Source organism: Lysobacter sp. DMC104 (assembly GCF_056313665.1).
In genome coordinates this window covers 560650-577016 of sequence record NZ_JBQUZW010000001.1, presented here as the reverse complement: position 1 = coordinate 577016, position 16367 = coordinate 560650, and the positions used below count along the sequence as shown (strand labels likewise).

General features: G+C 68.4%; 17 protein-coding genes. 10 read left to right on the top strand and 7 right to left on the bottom strand.

The genetic code is table 11. From position 1 onward, the window contains the following. Positions 1–135: integrase core domain-containing protein (locus tag ACT53R_RS02760; protein WP_476170322.1), on the top strand; the 135-nt coding region annotated here is incomplete at its 5' end. 190 nt (positions 136–325) lie between these two features. Here ACT53R_RS02760 and ACT53R_RS02755 read toward each other — a convergent pair. From ACT53R_RS02755 to bioA, 4 genes are all read right to left on the bottom strand, one after another. Continuing rightward, the gene (locus tag ACT53R_RS02755; protein ID WP_476170296.1) at positions 326–670 is read right to left on the bottom strand and encodes a DUF7674 family protein; all 345 of its coding nucleotides are present in this window, start codon (positions 668–670) and stop codon (positions 326–328) included. A 458-nt stretch (positions 671–1128) separates the two neighbouring features. Further along, on the bottom strand, positions 1129–1335 hold the full coding sequence (locus tag ACT53R_RS02750) for a hypothetical protein (protein WP_476170295.1): 207 nt from the start codon (positions 1333–1335) through the stop codon (positions 1129–1131). Between the two features lie 284 nt (positions 1336–1619). Beyond that, positions 1620–2354 carry a 16S rRNA (uracil(1498)-N(3))-methyltransferase gene (locus tag ACT53R_RS02745; RefSeq protein WP_476170294.1) on the bottom strand — a complete coding sequence of 245 codons (735 nt, stop codon included), beginning with the start codon at positions 2352–2354 and terminating at the stop codon, positions 1620–1622. Then, entirely contained in the window at positions 2345–3748 is a 1404-nt protein-coding gene (gene bioA, locus ACT53R_RS02740; RefSeq protein ID WP_476170293.1) for an adenosylmethionine--8-amino-7-oxononanoate transaminase, read from the bottom strand. The genes ACT53R_RS02745 and bioA overlap by 10 nt, the downstream gene beginning before the upstream one ends. 32 nt (positions 3749–3780) lie before the next feature. Between bioA and nudE the strand changes: the two genes are divergently transcribed. From nudE to ACT53R_RS02710, 6 genes are all read left to right on the top strand, one after another. Next, positions 3781–4341, top strand: coding sequence for an ADP compounds hydrolase NudE (gene nudE, locus ACT53R_RS02735; protein WP_476170292.1), 561 nt, complete (start codon positions 3781–3783; stop codon positions 4339–4341). Then, positions 4322–5149 (top strand): 3'(2'),5'-bisphosphate nucleotidase CysQ, encoded by an 828-nt coding sequence (gene cysQ / locus ACT53R_RS02730; RefSeq protein ID WP_476170291.1) that lies wholly within the window; start codon positions 4322–4324, stop codon positions 5147–5149. The genes nudE and cysQ overlap by 20 nt, the downstream gene beginning before the upstream one ends. A 102-nt stretch (positions 5150–5251) precedes the next feature. Continuing rightward, the gene (locus ACT53R_RS02725; RefSeq protein ID WP_476170290.1) at positions 5252–5584 is read left to right on the top strand and encodes a hypothetical protein; all 333 of its coding nucleotides are present in this window, start codon (positions 5252–5254) and stop codon (positions 5582–5584) included. Positions 5585–5594: 10 nt separating this feature from the next. Next, positions 5595–6434 carry a nucleoside triphosphate pyrophosphohydrolase gene (gene mazG, locus ACT53R_RS02720; RefSeq protein WP_476170289.1) on the top strand — a complete coding sequence of 280 codons (840 nt, stop codon included), beginning with the start codon at positions 5595–5597 and terminating at the stop codon, positions 6432–6434. After that, complete coding sequence (locus tag ACT53R_RS02715) at positions 6431–6781, top strand: hypothetical protein (RefSeq protein ID WP_476170288.1); 351 nt, start codon at positions 6431–6433, stop codon at positions 6779–6781. Before mazG ends, ACT53R_RS02715 begins: the two co-directional genes overlap by 4 nt. Before the next feature lie 14 nt (positions 6782–6795). Next, positions 6796–7098: an Mpo1-like protein gene (locus ACT53R_RS02710; RefSeq protein ID WP_476170287.1), complete on the top strand. Its 303-nt coding sequence runs from the start codon at positions 6796–6798 to the stop codon at positions 7096–7098. A gap of 356 nt (positions 7099–7454) precedes the next feature. Here ACT53R_RS02710 and ACT53R_RS02705 read toward each other — a convergent pair whose 3' ends face one another. Further along, positions 7455–7802 carry a DMT family protein gene (locus ACT53R_RS02705; protein WP_476170286.1) on the bottom strand — a complete coding sequence of 116 codons (348 nt, stop codon included), beginning with the start codon at positions 7800–7802 and terminating at the stop codon, positions 7455–7457. 166 nt (positions 7803–7968) lie between these two features. Between ACT53R_RS02705 and ACT53R_RS02700 the strand changes: the two genes are divergently transcribed. The 3 genes from ACT53R_RS02700 to ACT53R_RS02690 are packed head-to-tail and all read left to right on the top strand — an operon-like array spanning position 7969 to position 11512. Beyond that, positions 7969–9501, top strand: coding sequence for an efflux RND transporter periplasmic adaptor subunit (locus tag ACT53R_RS02700; RefSeq protein ID WP_476170285.1), 1533 nt, complete (start codon positions 7969–7971; stop codon positions 9499–9501). Further along, on the top strand, positions 9498–10262 hold the full coding sequence (locus tag ACT53R_RS02695) for an ABC transporter ATP-binding protein (RefSeq protein WP_476170284.1): 765 nt from the start codon (positions 9498–9500) through the stop codon (positions 10260–10262). The genes ACT53R_RS02700 and ACT53R_RS02695 overlap by 4 nt, the downstream gene beginning before the upstream one ends. Further along, on the top strand, positions 10259–11512 hold the full coding sequence (locus ACT53R_RS02690; RefSeq protein ID WP_476170283.1) for an ABC transporter permease: 1254 nt from the start codon (positions 10259–10261) through the stop codon (positions 11510–11512). The genes ACT53R_RS02695 and ACT53R_RS02690 overlap by 4 nt, the downstream gene beginning before the upstream one ends. A gap of 101 nt (positions 11513–11613) precedes the next feature. Here the strand turns inward: ACT53R_RS02690 and ACT53R_RS02685 are convergent, their stop codons facing one another. After that, entirely contained in the window at positions 11614–13872 is a 2259-nt protein-coding gene (locus ACT53R_RS02685; protein WP_476170282.1) for a S8 family serine peptidase, read from the bottom strand. A 155-nt stretch (positions 13873–14027) separates the two neighbouring features. After that, entirely contained in the window at positions 14028–16136 is a 2109-nt protein-coding gene (locus tag ACT53R_RS02680) for a PKD domain-containing protein (protein ID WP_476170281.1), read from the bottom strand. Positions 16137–16367: the final 231 nt, after the last annotated feature.

The following is a 16367-nucleotide window of genomic DNA, read 5'->3' as shown; positions in this document are numbered from 1 at the left end:
AAGGTGCTGATCGAGCGCTGGCGGCAGTTCTACAACGAGCGCAGGCCGCACAGCGCCCATGGCTACAAGCCTCCGGCCAGCGTGCGCCGGAACTGGTCCGAACCCGATACCCTCCCCACGGGACTCACCGCCTGAGTGGCTACAAGATCCGTACGCAGGTCAGGAGTGAGCGCAGCGAACCCCACCATTGCGACGTCTTCGTGGCGGAGAGGGAAAAGGCGATATGCGTAGGCGTTGCGGAAACGCTTGCCGTGGTTCGTGGTGGGGTTCGCTGCGCTCACCACCACCCTACGCGGTCACTCCAACCTACTTGCTGGAAGAATTGTCAGCAGTCTGGCTCGCCCCACATATCGGCGTAAAGCGTCTGGATTGGCGCAGCGATATGCGGCCACGCCCAACACTTGTCCTTTTGCGTTGCGTTCCACATGAGCGATTCAGCGTAGCAGACGTCAATGAGATACTGTGCCGCCGACGAGTCGCGTAGATACTCCTGCCCAAGAAACGTGGTGTGAGCGACGACCCGCGCGCGATCCTTGCTGAAAATCGCCTCTGTCGTGCGATCGGCGAACGACTCCAGCCAGGAATAGGGTCCTTCGAGCCCTCGCTCGGCAACCCACGCATCGGTTGCGCGCGCTTCATCGGGGAAGCGTTCGCGGAGGCGGAGCAGCATTGCTTCTTCTTCCGGGTGCGACATTGTTCCCGACACTGTTGGCACCTGAGCTAAGCCGAGCCGCGAAGCGGCTTAGGCTTGAATGAATTGTTAGGTGGCAGCCAGCTAATCACAGTACATGGAGACATCTGACACGGCTGACTCATAGTCGCCGTGTGCGTACTTGACCCGCCGGAACTCAGCGCTGCAATCATCCGTGAAGTCGCCAGCGTCAGCGCATCTTTGCAGGCGCCGAGCGTAGCCAGAAAGGTCGCTTGCTGCGGAAGTTGCGCGATCCTGAGCGTTAGAACAGTCGCTATGCCCATAGCCGTACTGGGCAAGTGCGGCCGAAGACAGGAGCAGCGCTGCGATGGCTATAACGGGAACTACTTTGACCTTCATCGAAGTCTCCCCTGCTGCCTAACATCTTAGTTGAGCCGAGCCGCGAAGCGGCTCGGCTTGAATGAATTGTCAGGCGCTCACTGGCCCGAGAGAACCTTTTGCACGTCCCGGCCATGGACAACCTGTAAGCACTGGCTGTAAAGCGTGAGCCAGTAGGCCCGATCCCGGGGAGTGTTGCCGTCAGTGTAGTAGTTGATCTTGTCAGCGAGTTCCAATGCCACGCGTTGCACGGAATCGGATTTGACTGTGACCGGGCCAGAAACAGAAATGGATTGATCTGCCATGTAGAGATCTCCTTCTTGGCTGGAAACGTCTAACTACATATGGATCGCAAAATGGGGGTGTAGCACGGAGGCTGACATGGTCGAATCCGCCGGTCAATTGGCGGAAGCGCCAACAAAGCAAGCGCTTGTTCCCGTACAGGCCTTCAAGGCAATGCGTAGTACGGCCGGATATCGGCGCGGCTCTCGATATATCTTGTCGCGGGATGCAGGCCGCGATATTCGGATATCGCGGTGCTTTGATTGATGCGGCACATGGATCCCGCCCGGTGGGCCAAGGTCCCACCCTACAAATCCCCAAATCGCGCCTGCAACGCAGCAATCGCTGCGAGTCCCGCCGTCTCCGTCCGCAACACCCGCGGCCCCAACTGCAAGCCGCTAAACCCCCGCTCCCGCAGCACGCTTCGATCCTTCTCCGACCACCCGCCCTCCGGGCCGATACCGATTACCACGGTGGCCGACGACGGCATCGCCAGCGACGCCGAGCGGTGTTCGCCCTGCGGATCGAGTGTGAGTTTGAGCGCGTCCGCCGGCAGTGCGGCGGCAGCCTCGGCGAGGTTGCGCGCCGGCAGCAGCTCGGGAATGCGGGCGCGGCCGCTCTGTTCGCAGGCGGAGACCACGACGCTGCGCCAGTGCGCCATGCGCTTGTCGAGGCGGTCGCCGTCGAGCCGCACTTCGGTGCGGTCGGCGAAGACCGGCGCGATCACGGCCACGCCCAGTTCGGTCGCCTTCTGCAGGATCAGGTCCATCTTCTCGCCGCGGGCGATGCCCTGCAGCAGCACGAGGCGCAGCGGCGATTCGTTGTCGATCGCACGCGCGTCGCCGACGTGGGCGTCGACGCCGCGCTTCGTCGCCGACGCGATCGTCGCGTCGTGATCGAAGCCGTTGCCGTTGAACAGCACGCAGGCGTCGCCCTCGCGCAGGCGCAGCACGCGCACGAGGTGCGCGGCCGCGTCCTCGGGCAGGGGCACGCGCGCGCCGGGCGCGAGCGGCAGGTCGACGAACACTCGGGTCAGGCGCATCGGGCGGCTTCCTCCAGCGCGGCGGCGGTGGCGTCGGCGAGCAGCGACAGCTGCGCGTCGTCGACGCAATAGGGTGGCATCCAGTACAGCACGTCGCCGAGCGGGCGCAGCAGCACGCCGCGGTCCAGCGCCGCGCGGTACATGCGCAGCCCGCGGCGGCCGGCGATCTCGACCGCGTGGCCGTCTTCGGCGTTGTCCGGCTGGGGATGCAGCTCGATCGCGAGGATCATGCCGGTCTGCCGCACTTCGGCCACGGCCGGATGCGTCGCGAACGGCGTCGCCAGCGCGGCCATGCGCGCCGCGGTGCCGCGGTTGCGCGCCAGCACGTCGTCGGTGTCGAGGATGTCCAGCGACGCCAGTGCGGCGGCGCAGGCCAGCGGGTTGCCGCTGTAGCTGTGCGAATGCAGGAAGGCGCGTTCGCGCGAATCGTCGAGGAAACCGTCGTAAATTTCATTGGTCGCCAGCACCGCGCACAGCGGCAGGAAGCCGCCGGTGAGGCCCTTCGACAGGCACATCAGGTCCGGTTGGACGCCCGCCTGGTCGAAGGCGAACAGCGTGCCCGTGCGACCGAAGCCGACCGCGATCTCGTCCGCGATCAGGAACACGCCGTACATGTCGCACAGTTCGCGGACGCGGCGCAGGTAGCGCGGGTGGTGCATGCGCATGCCGCCGGCGCACTGCACCAGCGGTTCGAGGATCAGCGCACAGACCTCGTCGAGATGGGCGTCGAGCAGGGCGGCGAGGGCATCGGCGGCGGCATCGGCCCGGCGCTCGGCGTCGGCGGCATCGGTCGCGCCGAAGGCGTCGGGCGAGGGCGCGAACAGCGCCTCCAGCAGCAGCGGCGCGTAGACCCGGCGGTACAGCGGGATGTCGCCCACCGACAGTGCGCCCACGGTCTCGCCGTGGTAGCTGTTGGTCAGCGCGACGAACTTCGTGCGCTTCGGCGCATCGCCGCGGTTGCGGAACCAGTGGAACGCCATCTTCAGCGCCACTTCCACGCCCGACGAGCCGTTGTCGGCGTAGAAGACCTTCGCCAGCGGCGCGCGGCCGGGTTCGAGCGGGGCGCGGGCGAGCAGGCGTTCGGCCAGCTCCACCGCCGGGGCGTGCGAGAACCCGGCCAGGATCACCTGCTCCAGCGTCCGCGCCTGGCGGGCGATGGCCTCGGCGATGCGCGGCTCGGCGTGCCCGTGCAGGTTGGTCCACCAGCTGCTGACCCCGTCCAGCACCCGGCGGCCGTCGTGGCCGACCAGCCAGGCGCCGTCGCCGCGGGCGACCGGGAACAGCGGCAGCGCGTGCGGGTGCTCGCGCATCTGCGTGCAGGGGTGCCAGAGCACGGCGAGGTCGCGCGACCGCCAGGCGTCGGCGTCGTTTATCATCGGCGGATGCGTCGTCATCCCCACATTATCGCCCGCGGCGCAGGTGCGCCGTGAGCCGCCGCCTGCCGGTCATCCACGACGTGCGTCGCCGCCTGGGCGACCCTGATCGCGTGGTCGAGGACCTGGACCTGGAGTTCAGCAACGGCGAGCGCCGGCGCTACCACCGCGTGCCGGCCATCGGCCACGGCGCGGTGATCGTGGTGCCGATGCGCGACGACGACACCGCGCTGCTGATCCGCGAATACGCCGCCGGCACCCATCGCTATGAGCTGGGGCTGGTGAAGGGCAAGATCGACGAAGGCGAGACGCCCGAGGAAGCCGCGAACCGCGAGCTGAAGGAAGAGATCGGCTACGGCGCGCGCTCGCTGCGCGTGGTACGCCGGATCAGCCTCGCGCCGACCTACATGGGCCACGAGACCGTCCTCGTGCTGGCCCGCGACCTGTACGAGGAACGGCTGCCGGGCGACGAACCGGAGCCACTGGACGTGGTGCCGTGGCGGCTGGACGCGCTGCACGACCTCATCCTCGAAGAAGACTTTTCCGAGGGGCGGTCGATCGCCGCCCTGTTCCTCATCAGGGAGTTGTTGCGACATGGCGAACCCGCAAGGTGATGTCCTGCTCGACGAGACGATCCGCGAAGGCGTGATCGCGCTGGCGCAGGCCGCCGCCGCCGATATTCTCGAAATCTATGATCGTGGCTTCGAGGTCGAGACCAAGGCCGACGACAGTCCGCTGACGGCCGCCGACCTCGCCTCGCACCGGCGCATCGTCGCCGGCCTGCAGCGGCTCACGCCGGACATCCCCGTGCTGTCGGAGGAATCGGCGGAACTGCCGGTCGCCGAGCGTCGCGCGTGGACGCGGCTGTGGCTGGTCGATCCGCTCGACGGCACCCGCGAGTTCATCAAGCGCAACGGCGAGTTCACGGTCAACATCGCGCTGATCGAGGACGGCGTCGCGACCTTCGGCGTGATCCAGGCGCCGGTGCAGGACACGCTGTGGTGGGGCGATCTCGCCCATGGCGCGTACGTGCGCCGCGACGGCGGCGAGACCGCGCTGGAAACGCGCACGCCGGCGACCGCGCCGCTGCGCGTCGCCGCCAGCCGCTCGCATCGCGACGCGCGCACCGAGGCCTTCATGGCGCGCATGACCGCCGACACCGGCGAGATCGAGACGATCGGCGTCGGGTCGTCGCTGAAGTTCTGTCGCGTTGCCGAAGGACTGATCGACCTGTATCCGCGCTTCGGCCCGACCAGCGAGTGGGACACCGCTGCGGGCCAGGCCATCGTCGAAGCCGCCGGCGGCCGCGTGCTCGACCCGCAGGGCCGCCCGTTCCGCTACAACCAGCGCGACACGCTGCTCAACGGCGACTTCATCGCGCTGGGCGATGTGCGGTTGCCGTGGGCGGGTTGGTGCGGCTGAACTTCACGTTGCGCCCCGGTAGAGCGGCCTTCAGGCCGCTGTTCTTCCGCGGCAATCGAGCAGCGGCCTGAAGGCCGCTCTACCGAAGCGTAGCTGAAGCAGATGGCAGCCCCCATCCGTTCCTTCCACGTCATCGCACTCGGTGTCTCTCTCTCGCTCGTTGCGTGCGTCGATTCCGGACGTGCCGATGCGGGCAAGAAGGCCGTGGCGCTGCTCGGGCATGAGGATGCACTGGCGATTGCCCGGAAGAAGGCCGTCGCCGAAGGTTTCGATCTCGCGAACTACCGGCTGGACACGTTCGCCGGCGTGCGGGACGAAGCCGCCACGGAATGGTCGTTCGTTTTCCTCTGTGGGCCCCGACCGCCGCCGGGGTGCCATTTCTCGGTCGCCGTCGATCGCAGATCCGGCGTTGCGACCCTGTATCGCGGACAGTGAGGCTGAAAGCATGCGACACGCAGACGACATCCACCGCCTCCTCGCCATCATGGCCCGCCTGCGCGATCCGCGGACGGGCTGCCCGTGGGACGTGAAGCAGACCTTCGCGACGATCGCGCCGTACACGGTCGAGGAAGCCTACGAAGTCGCCGACGCCATCGACCGCGGCGATCTCGACGACCTGAAGGACGAGCTCGGCGACCTGCTGTTCCAGGTCGTGTTCCATGCGCGCATGGCCGAGGAGCAGGGCGCGTTCGCGTTCGCCGACGTGGTCGCGGCGATCAGCGACAAGATGGAGCGCCGGCATCCGCACGTGTTCGCCGGCATGAGCATCGCCGACAGCGACGCGCTCAACGCGATGTGGGATGCCGAGAAGAAGCGCGAACGCATCGCGAAGCACGGCGACGCGCACGACACGTCGGCGCTGGCCGGCGTCGCCCGCGGCCTGCCCGAGTGGCAGCGCGCGGTGAAGCTGCAGAAGAAGGCGGCAACGGTCGGGTTCGACTGGCCCGGCCCGGCGCCGGTCATCGACAAGCTGCGCGAGGAACTGGAGGAAGTGCAGGCCGAGTTCGACGCGCTGGCCGCGTCGCCCGGCGACGCCGCGGTGCGCGATCGGCTGGAAGACGAACTCGGCGACCTGCTGTTCGTCGCCGCGAATCTTGCGCGCCACGCGAAGGTCGATCCGGGCGCCGCGATGCGCCGCGCCAACCACAAGTTCGAGCGCCGCTTCCGCGCGATGGAAGCGATGGCCGCTGCCGACGGCGTTTCGCTCGCCGACTTGTCGCTGGACGCGCAGGACGCCTACTGGAATCGCGCCAAGGCGGCCGAGCGTGGGGGCGACGCGGCATGAACTGCTTCCGCCATCGCGACCGCATCGCCGTCGGCGTCTGCGCCGCCTGCGGCAAGGCGTTGTGCGGCGAGGACTGCGCACATGACGGCCCGCTCGGCCTGCATTGCGACGCGGCCTGCGCGCGGCGCCTGCGCCGCCGTGGCGCGTCCGGCGACGGTGCGTTGTCGCCGGTATGGCCGGTGCTGCTGGTCGTGCTGGGCGTCGCGCTGCTGGTCTACGGCCATCGCGTGTCGGAATGGACGATCAGCGTGCCCAACCTGCTCGGCATGCTGTTCGTCTGGTACGGTGTGGTCCTGCTGCTCCAGCGCATGGCCCGACCCGTCGCGCGGGATGCCGCGGATCCCTGAGTCCGGAGATGCCGATGGCCGGTTTCGCCAGTTTCCGCGAGTTCTATCCGTTCTACCTCGGCGAGCACGCCAACCGCACGTGTCGCCGGCTGCACTTCGTCGGCAGCCTCGGCGCGCTGGGTTTCGCGGGTGCGGCGATCGTGCAGCGTGATCCGCGCTGGGTACTGGCCGCGCTGGTCTGCGGCTATGCGTTCGCGTGGGTCGGGCATTTCGTGTTCGAGAAGAACCGGCCGGCGACGTTCAAGTATCCGTTCTATTCGTTCGCCGGCGACTGGGTGATGTTCAAGGACATGCTGGTCGGGCGCATTCCGTTCTGACGCACCTTCTCTTTGTCATTCCGAGCCGCAGGCGAGGAACCTGATTCTGGGTTCCCGCGAGCTTTTCGCAGTGACTGATGCATGTCCGGGGAAAGCCCGGAATCCTTTTCCGCGCTGGTGCGCGGGCCCCTTTCTTTTCAAAAAGAAAGGGGCGAAAGAAAACTCCTCGTTGCCAAGGCAAATCTGCCGTCGGGAACGCGGCCGGGATTTTTCGACGAGGCGTCCTGCCTCGTCGAAAAACGGCGGACCTCCTGTCCGCCGCCCTTCGGGTCTCCTGCTTCGGAGCGCGTTTCCAGCTCTGCAAAGCCCTCGGGACGAAGAGCGAAGGGGAAAGGAAAATCCTCCTGTGCCGTCCGTCATTCCTTGAAGATCAGCCCCGCGGCGACGAAGATCAGGGCGAAGCCGGCCCAGTGGTTCCACTTCAGCGGCTGGCCCAGGAACCAGGTCGAGAACACCGCGAACACGATGAGCGTGATCGCTTCCTGCATGCCCTTGAGCTGCGGGGCGGAATAGACCGCGCTGCCCATGCGGTTGGCGGGGACCATCAGCAGGTATTCGAAGAAGGCGATGCCCCAGCTGGCGAGGATCACCAGCGGCAGCGAGACCGACTTGAACTTGAGGTGGCCGTACCAGGCGAACGTCATGAAGATGTTCGAGCACAGCAGCAGGACGACGGGGGCGAAACGGTCTATGACCAATGGCATGGGGGCGGCTTCCGGGAAGGTCATGCGATGATGCGGGGCCGCACCGCGCGCGCCAAGACATGGGCCGAACGCCGGGGATTCCGCAGGGAACCTTCGTGCATTCCGCCTGTCAACCGACGTTGCCCGGATGCGTTCAATTCCCTTTGACCTGCGATTGGCGACCCCCATGCCTGCTCCGCGTTCCTCCGGTTTCCGCCTCTCCCGTTTCCTGCCGGTCCTGTTCGGCCTCGCCGTGGTCGCCGCCGCGCTCTGGTGGTGGAAGGGCCATGGCACCAGCGCCCAGCCGAAGTTCCGCACCGCCGCGGTCGAACAGGGCGACATCCGCGTGGCGATCTCCGCCACCGGCACGCTCGGCGCGCTGTCGACGGTGGACGTCGGCAGCGAGGTCTCGGGCAAGCTCACCGAGGTGCTGGTCGACTACAACGACCACGTGACCAAGGGCCAGATCATCGCCCGGATCGATCCCAGCACCTTCCAGACCCAGATCGCGCAGGGCGATGCCGCCATCGCCAACGCCCGCGCCGGTCTCGCGACCGCGCAGGCCACGCTGCGCAACGCCGAACTCGACTACGGCCGCAAGCGCGACCTCGCCGGCCGCAAGCTGGTGGCGAAGAGCGACCTCGACCTCGCCCAGGCGCAGCGCGACCAGGCGCGCGCGCAGGTGGCGCAGGCCGAGGCGCAGATCCGCCAGCAGCTGGCGTCGACCGAGAACGCGCACCTCAACCTCGCGCGCAGCGTGATCCGCTCGCCGGTCGACGGCGTGGTGCTGACCCGCGCCGTCGAACCCGGCCAGACCGTGGCCGCCAGCCTGCAGGCGCCGGTGCTGTTCAAGATTGCCGAAGACCTGTCGCGGATGGAGATCGTGCTGTCCGTGGACGAATCCGACATCGGCCAGGTGCGGCAGGGGCAGTCGGTGAGCTTCACCGTCGACGCCTTCCCGGACCGTCGCTTCATCGGCAAAGTGCGCCAGGTGCGGCTGTCGGCGACGAACACCAACAACGTCATCACGTATCCGGTGGTGGTGTCGGTCGACAACGCCGACCAGGCGCTGTTGCCGGGCCTCACCGCGAACGCGGAGATCGAGGTCAGCCGCCGCGACGGCGTGCTGAAGGTGCCGAACGCGGCGCTGCGCTTCAAGCCGACCGGCGACGATGCCGTGGCGGCCGCGCCCGACGCCGCGTCCGCGCAGCGCGGCGGCGGCATGAACGACGAACTGCCGAAGATCGCCGCGACGCTGAAGCTCGATGCGACCCAGCAGGCCGCGTTCGACGATGCGCTGGCGAAGCTGCGCGAGCGCATGGCCGCGCGCATGGCCGCCGCGCAGTCGGGCGGCCAGCCCGGCGGCAGCGCGCTGTTCGGACGCATGCCCGGCGGTGGCCCGGGTGGTCCCGGCGCCGGCGGCCAGAGCGGCGGCAACGACGCCGCCGCGCGGCAGCGTCGTCTGGAGCGCATGAACCAGCAGTTCGCCGCCTTCCGCACCGCCCTGAACGATGCCCAGCGCAAGACTTGGGACGATGCCCTGAATGCACTCGTCAGCGCGCGCCGCGCCCCGGTATATGTGCTGGCGGCCGACGGCAGGCCGAAGCAGGTGATGGTGCGCGTCGGTGCCTCCGACGGCAGCAGTACCGAGATCGACGGTGGCCTCAAGGCCGGCGATCAGGTCATCGTCGGCGTGCAGGTGGCGGAGGCCGCGAAGTGAACGAGCCCGCGGCAGCATCCGCGGCGCGCGCGTCGTCCCCGGTCGTCGAGACCCGCGCGCTCAGCAAGGTCTACGCCGCCGGCACGCAGGCCGAGGTCGTCGCGCTGCGCAACGTCGACCTGCGCATCGGCCACGGCGAATTCGTCGCGATCATGGGGCCGTCCGGCTCCGGCAAGTCGACGCTGATGAACCTCATCGGCTGCCTCGATACGCCCAGCAGCGGTACGTATCTCTGCGACGGCGTCGACGTCGCCACGCTCGACGCCGAGGCGCGCGCGGTGCTCCGCCGCGACAAGATCGGCTTCGTGTTCCAGGGCTTCAACCTGCTGGCGCGGATGAGCGCGCTGGACAACGTGGCGATGCCGCTGAGCTACGCGCGCGTGCCGCCGGCCGAGCGTCGCCGCCGCGCCGCCGACGCGCTGACCGCGGTCGGCCTGGGCGAACGCATGCACCATCGGCCCAGCGAACTCTCCGGCGGCCAGCAGCAGCGCGTGGCGATCGCTCGTGCGCTGATCCAGGACCCGCCGATCCTGATGGCCGACGAACCGACCGGTGCGCTCGATTCGCGCACCGGGCAGGAAATCCTGTCGCTGTTCGAGCGCCTCCGCGACGCCGGCCGCACGGTCATCCTGATCACCCACGACGCAGAAGTCGCCGCGCACGCGGATCGCATGTGCGTGATGCGCGACGGCGAACTGTTCGAGGACGCGCCGCACGAGGGCGACGCGGCGCCGGTCGATGCGAACGGAGGCCACGCATGAGCGCCGCCGGTGGCCTGACGTTCGTCGAGGTGCTGCGCACCGCGACCTACGCGCTGCGCGGCAACTGGCTGCGCAGCGCGCTCACGTCGCTCGGCGTGATCATCGGCATCGCCGCGGTGATCGTGATGGTGTCGGTCGGACAGGGCACGCAGGCGGAGATCGAGAAGCTCGTCTCCGGCCTCGGTTCGCAGCGCCTCGACATCAATCCGGGCGCCGGCCGCGGCATGGGCGGCGTGCGCATCAGCGCGAGCAGCTTCTACACGCTCAACGAGGGCGACGCCGAGGCGATCCGCCACGAAGTGTCGGGCGTGGCCTACGTCAGCGGCGTGCTGCGCGGCGGCACCCAGGCGGTGTACGCCGAGAACAACTGGTCGACGAACTGGTACGGCGTGGAGCCGGACTGGTTCTCCATCAACGGCTGGGAACTGGCGTCGGGCGAAGGCTTCGCTTCGGGCGATTACAGCGGCGGCGACAAGACCGCGATCCTTGGCGCGACCGTGCGCCGCGAGCTGTTCGGCGACGAGGAAGCCGTCGGCCAGACCGTGCGCCTCGGCCGCGTGCCGTTCACCGTGGTCGGCGTGCTGAAGTCGAAAGGCCAGGGCGGTTTCGGTCAGGACCAGGACGACCTCGTCGTCATTCCGCTCGACACCGCGCGCCGGCGCATGTCCAGCAACGCGGCGCTGCCGCCGGGCGCGGTGATGCAGATCAGCGTCGGCGTGGCCGATCCGCAGGGCCTGTCGACGGCGCAGGGCGAGATCGAGGCGCTGCTGCGCCAGCGCCACAAGATCCAGCCCGGCGACGACGACGACTTCAACGTGCGCAACCTCGCCGAAATCGTCGCCACCCGCACGCAGACGACGAAGCTGATGTCGTGGCTGCTCGGCGCGGTCGCCGGCATTTCGCTGATCGTCGGCGGCATCGGCATCATGAACATCATGCTGGTGTCGGTGACCGAGCGCATCCGCGAGATCGGCCTGCGCATGGCCGTCGGCGCCGGTCCGCGTGACATCCGCATGCAGTTCCTCGCCGAAGCGATGCTGATCTCGGTGATCGGCGGCATCATCGGCATCGCGCTCGGCGTGATCGGTGCGCTGCTGGTCGGCAAGACCGGCAGCCTGCCGGTGGCGCTCAACGCGAAGGTCATTGGTCTTGCCGCCGGTTTCTCGATCGCGACTGGCCTGTTCTTCGGCTACTACCCGGCGCGCAAGGCGTCGCTGCTGGATCCGATCGAGGCGCTGCGCTCGCAGTGAGGCGCCGGCGGCCGATGCCGCCGACGCCTCGTGCGCAGGTTTGCGGGCGGCATGCTTCGTGGCCGCACGTCTCCGAATGGCATGCCTCCGAACGGCATGCCTCAGAACTGCATGGACCAGCTGTCGATGTAGCCGGTGTCGCCACCGATGCTGTCGTTGACGCGCAGTTTCCAGACGCCGTTGGCGACTTCGCTGCTGGCGTTGATGGTCACCGTCTTGATGATGTTGGTGCTGCTGACGTGGTTCTGGATGGTGTAGAGCGAACCATCCGGCGCGACCAGATCGACACGCAGGTCGCTGGGGAAGGTGTGGATGATGCGCACGGCCACGCTAAGGGTCGCTGGCGCGTTGCCGGCGACGCCGGAGACGGTGATCGGGCTGTCGACGGTGGCGTTGTCGTTGATCGGGTAGTCGGTCAGGTTCTGGAAGAATGCGCCGCCGGAGGCGCTGACGGTCACCGACTTGCTGGTGGTGGCGGTGAGCCCGCCGTTGTCGGTGACGGTGAGGGTGACCGTGTAGGTGCCTGCCGCGGCGTAGGTCTTCACCGGGTTGGCGAGCGTGGACGTGGTGCCGTCGCCGAAGTTCCAGCTGCGCGCGGCGATGCTGCCGCCGGTGTCGGTGGAGGTGTCGGTGAAGGTGGCGCTCAGGCCGCTGGTGGTGAAGCCGAAGCTGGCGACCGGCGGCGTGTTCGCACTGGAGACGGTGACGGACTTGGTGGCCGTGGTGCCGAGGCCGCCGTTGTCGGTGACCTTGAGCGAGACGGTGTAGGTGCCGGCGGCGGCGTAGGTCTTCGACGGATTGGCGAGGGTGGAGGTGGTGCCGTCGCCGAAGTTCCACAGGCGCGACGCGATGGTGCCGTCGCTGTCGGTGGAGGTGTCGGTGAAGGAGGCGACAAGCCCGCTGCTGACGACGCTGAAGTTCGCCACCGGCGGCGCGTTCGTCGAGGTGCCGCCCGCGGCGAGCACCGCCTTGTACGCGTCCGCAGCGCCCGCGCCGCAGCCACCCGTGCACGTGCCGGTGATGGCGCGCGTGCTGGATTTCAGCGTCGCCTCGATCTGCGCCAGCGTCAGCGCCGGATTGCGCGAGAGCATGAGCGCGGCGAGGCCGGAGACGTGCGGCGCGGCCATCGATGTGCCCTGCAGGCGCGCGAAGTAGCCGCCGGTGCTGGGATAGGGCGTCGTGGTGCCGAAGTTGAGCGTCGACAGCACGCCGTTCGCGGCGGTGGGGCTGGTTTCGCCGCCGGGTGCGGACAGGTCGATCAATGTCCCGTAGTTCGAATACGACGCGCGATTGCCTTCGCGATCGAGCGCGGCCACGTTCACGACGTTGTTGCAGCTGGCCGGGCGATGGCCGCTGCTGTCGGCATTGGCGTTGCCCGCGGCGACCACCACCACGCTGCCGCGCGCGACCGCGGCGTCGATCGCGGTCTGGTAGGCCGGATCGCAGGCGCCGGTGCCGCCGAGCGAGAGGTTGATCACGCGCGCGGGCGTCGCGTTGGCGGGTGCGCCGGCAACGGTGCCACCCGCGGCCCAGACGATGCCGTCGACGATGTCCGACTCCATGCCGCCGCAGCGACCCATCACGCGCACCGGCTGGATGCGTGCGTTGAACGCGACGCCGGCGACGCCGATCGCGTTGTTGGTGACGGCGCCGATCGTGCCGGCGACGTGCGTGCCGTGCCACGACGAATTGCGCGCGGTCCACGTCGCCGAGCATTCGCCCGCGACCGTCCAGTCGCCTTCGTCCTGCGGGTTGGCGTCGCGGCCGTCGCCGTCGCGCGCACGCGCGGCATCGGTGATGAAGTCGTAGCCGGCGATCACGTTGCCGTTGAGGTCCGGATGCGAGGTGACGCCGGTGTCGACCACCGCGACGACGATGCCCGCGCCGGTCGCGAGATCCCAGGCCGCAGGCAGGTTCAGGCCGGAGGGCAGGCCCTGGTAATGCCACTGGTCGACGTAGCGCGGATCGTTCGGCGTCATCGTCGGCTGCATCACCGCGTCGGGCTGGATGAATTCGACGTCGGGATCGGCGGCGATGCGGCGCATGAAGTCCAGCGCCTCGGCGGACGACAGCGCAGCGCCGTCGACGCGCACCAGTTCCGCACCGATGCCGAGCCGGCGGCGATGGGTCACGGCGCGACCGGAGAGCGTGCCGATGCGCGCGGCGGCGGCGACGGCGTTCGCCTGGCGACCGAGCGTCGAGGTCGCACGGTATTTCACGATGAACTGGGCGATGCGGTCCGGCTGTCCGGCCACCGGGGCGTAGAGCCTGGCGGGCGGGGCGGCCTGCGCCTGCGTCGCGCACAGCAGCAGGCAGGTCGAGAGCCACGCGCACAGTGCCGCGGGGAGTCTTGCGAACATGATCGGGATTCCTTTCGATGGGAGCGATGCGCCGCCGTGGCCGCGCGGGCCGACGGCGCAGGGAAGGGCCGCGTCGCATCGGAAGAGGACTCCGATGCGACGACGGTCTCGCGGAGGGCGGTCGTCCGAGGCGGCATGCCTCGGAACGGCATGCTTCAGAACTGCATGGACCAGCTGTCGATGTAGCCGGTGTCGCCGCCGATGCTGTCGTTGACGCGCAGCTTCCAGACGCCGTTGGCGACTTCGCTGCTGGCGTTGATCGTCACCGTCTTGATGATGTTGGTGCTGCTGACGTGGTTCTGGATGTTGTAGAGCGAACCGTCCGGTGCGACCAGATCGACGCGCAGGTCGCTGGGGAAGGTGTGGATGATGCGGACCGCGACGGACAACGTGGCCGGTGCGTTGCCGGCGACGCCGGAGACGGTGATCGGGCTGTCGACGGTGGCGTTGTCGTTGATCGGGTAGTCGACGAGGTTCTGGAAGAACGCACCACCCGAGGCGCTGACCGTCACCGATTTCGATGTCGTCGCGGTGAGTCCGCCGTTGTCGGTGACGGTGAGGGTGACGGTGTAGCTGCCCGCCGCGGCGTAGGTCTTCACCGGGCTGGCGAGCGTGGACGTGGTGCCGTCGCCGAAGTTCCAGCTGCGCGCGGCGATGCTGCCGCCGGCGTCGGTGGAGGTGTCGGTGAAAGTGGCGCTCAGGCCGCTGGTGGTGAAGCCGAAGTTGGCGACCGGGGGCGTGTTCGCACTGGAGACGGTGACCGATTTGGCGACGGTGGTGCCGAGGCCGCCGTTGTCGGTGACCTTGAGCGAGACGGTGTAGGTGCCTGCGGCGGCGTAGGTCTTCGACGGATTCACGAGCGTGGAGGTGGTGCCGTCACCGAAGGACCACAGCCGCGACGCGATGGTGCCGTCGCTGTCGGTGGAGGTGTCGGTGAAGGTGGCGACGAGGCCGCTGGAGACGACGTTGAAGTTCGCCACCGGCGGCGCGTTCGACGGCGGGCCGCCGTTGTCGCCGTTGGGCACCACGCCGCCGAAGAAGCTCGACACCTCCGGCCAGATGTAGGCGAACTGCACGCCGCCGTTGAGGCAGCCGCCGTAGGTGACGTGATGCAGCGCGAGCACCTTGTTGGTGGCGCGCGAGAGCACCGGCGACCCCGACGAACCGCCTTCGGTGTCGCAGCGGTAAGCGGTGTCGCTGAGCGTGCCCCACAGATTGTCATGCAGCGGTTCGTCGATGATGCAGCGGCCGCCGCCGACGTGGTCGCTGACCACCGCCAGTTCCTTCAGCCGTGCGCCGGGATGCTGCGCGATGTCGATCTCCTCGTTCTGCACCGGCGTGCGCACGTCCAGGCCCAGGTAGCCGAACTGCGAGATCGAGGTGAAGTTGTTGACCGTGAACAGTGCGAAGTCGTACGCGCCGTGGGTCTTCAGCAGGCTGGCGCCGCTGACCTTGACGACGGTGCCGGCGGTCGTGCCGCCGCAGGTCGTGGCCTGATAGTTGAACCACACCTCCGCGGAGGCCGCTTCGTCGGCGGTGCGGATGCAGTGCTGGTTGGTGAACATGTGGTTGTTCGGGCCGACGCGCCATGCGGTGCAGTTGCTGCCGCGGGCCAGCACCAGTCGCGCCACCGGACGGGAACGGTCGTAGGCGACCGGATCGGTCGTGGCGTAGCAGACCGCCGATTTCTTGTCGTTCACGCAGGTCGCGAGAGGGCTCGCGCTGCCGGCCAGCGCTTCGGGCTGCACGGCCGCCAGCATGTCCTCGGGATAGCCTTCGAGGATGCGGCTCACGCGCACGCCGTGCGCACGCGTCCACGGCTCGCGCGCGATGCCGACGAGGTGCACGATCGCGGTCGGGCCGCTGATCGACATCGCCGAGAAACTCGTGTTGCCGTTCTGGCCCATCGCGCGATCGACGGTGAAATCGTCGCGCTGGCGATTGCCGTAGCGGTACACCTCGCGGCGCTTCGGATCGGAGACTTCGACCGACAGGCCCTTCGGCAGGTTGAAGTAGTCGAAGTGGATCTTCACGAACGTCGCGTCGAGCGTGTCGATGGTGAACGCGCGAACGGGCGATTTCGACAGGTCGATGGCGTGGACCGACGGCCGCAGCTCGGCGATGCGGCCTTCCTGCATCGGTGCGGCGGTGTTCGCGGCGGTGGCGGGGATGTCGTCGCCGGCGAAGGCGAAGACGGGGAACAGCAAGGCGCACAGCGCGGCGATCATCGCCGCTGCGCGATTCCGGCAAGCATTGGGAAACATGACGACTCCATTCTTTTTCTGTTTCTGTCGGGATGACGGCCGCGACCGCGCGACCGCACGGTTTCGATTCCATGGCGAAGGCCGGCATCCGCATGCGGCGTGGCGTTGGTTCGATCCACGCCTCCGCGCCCCTCCCCTCGGCGGCGCGGACGATGCATCGGCGATGGCCGGCAGCTGGCGGGCGGGTCGCGCTCCGTCGGCGCGGTCACCTTGCGCGAGGCCCCGACCGGG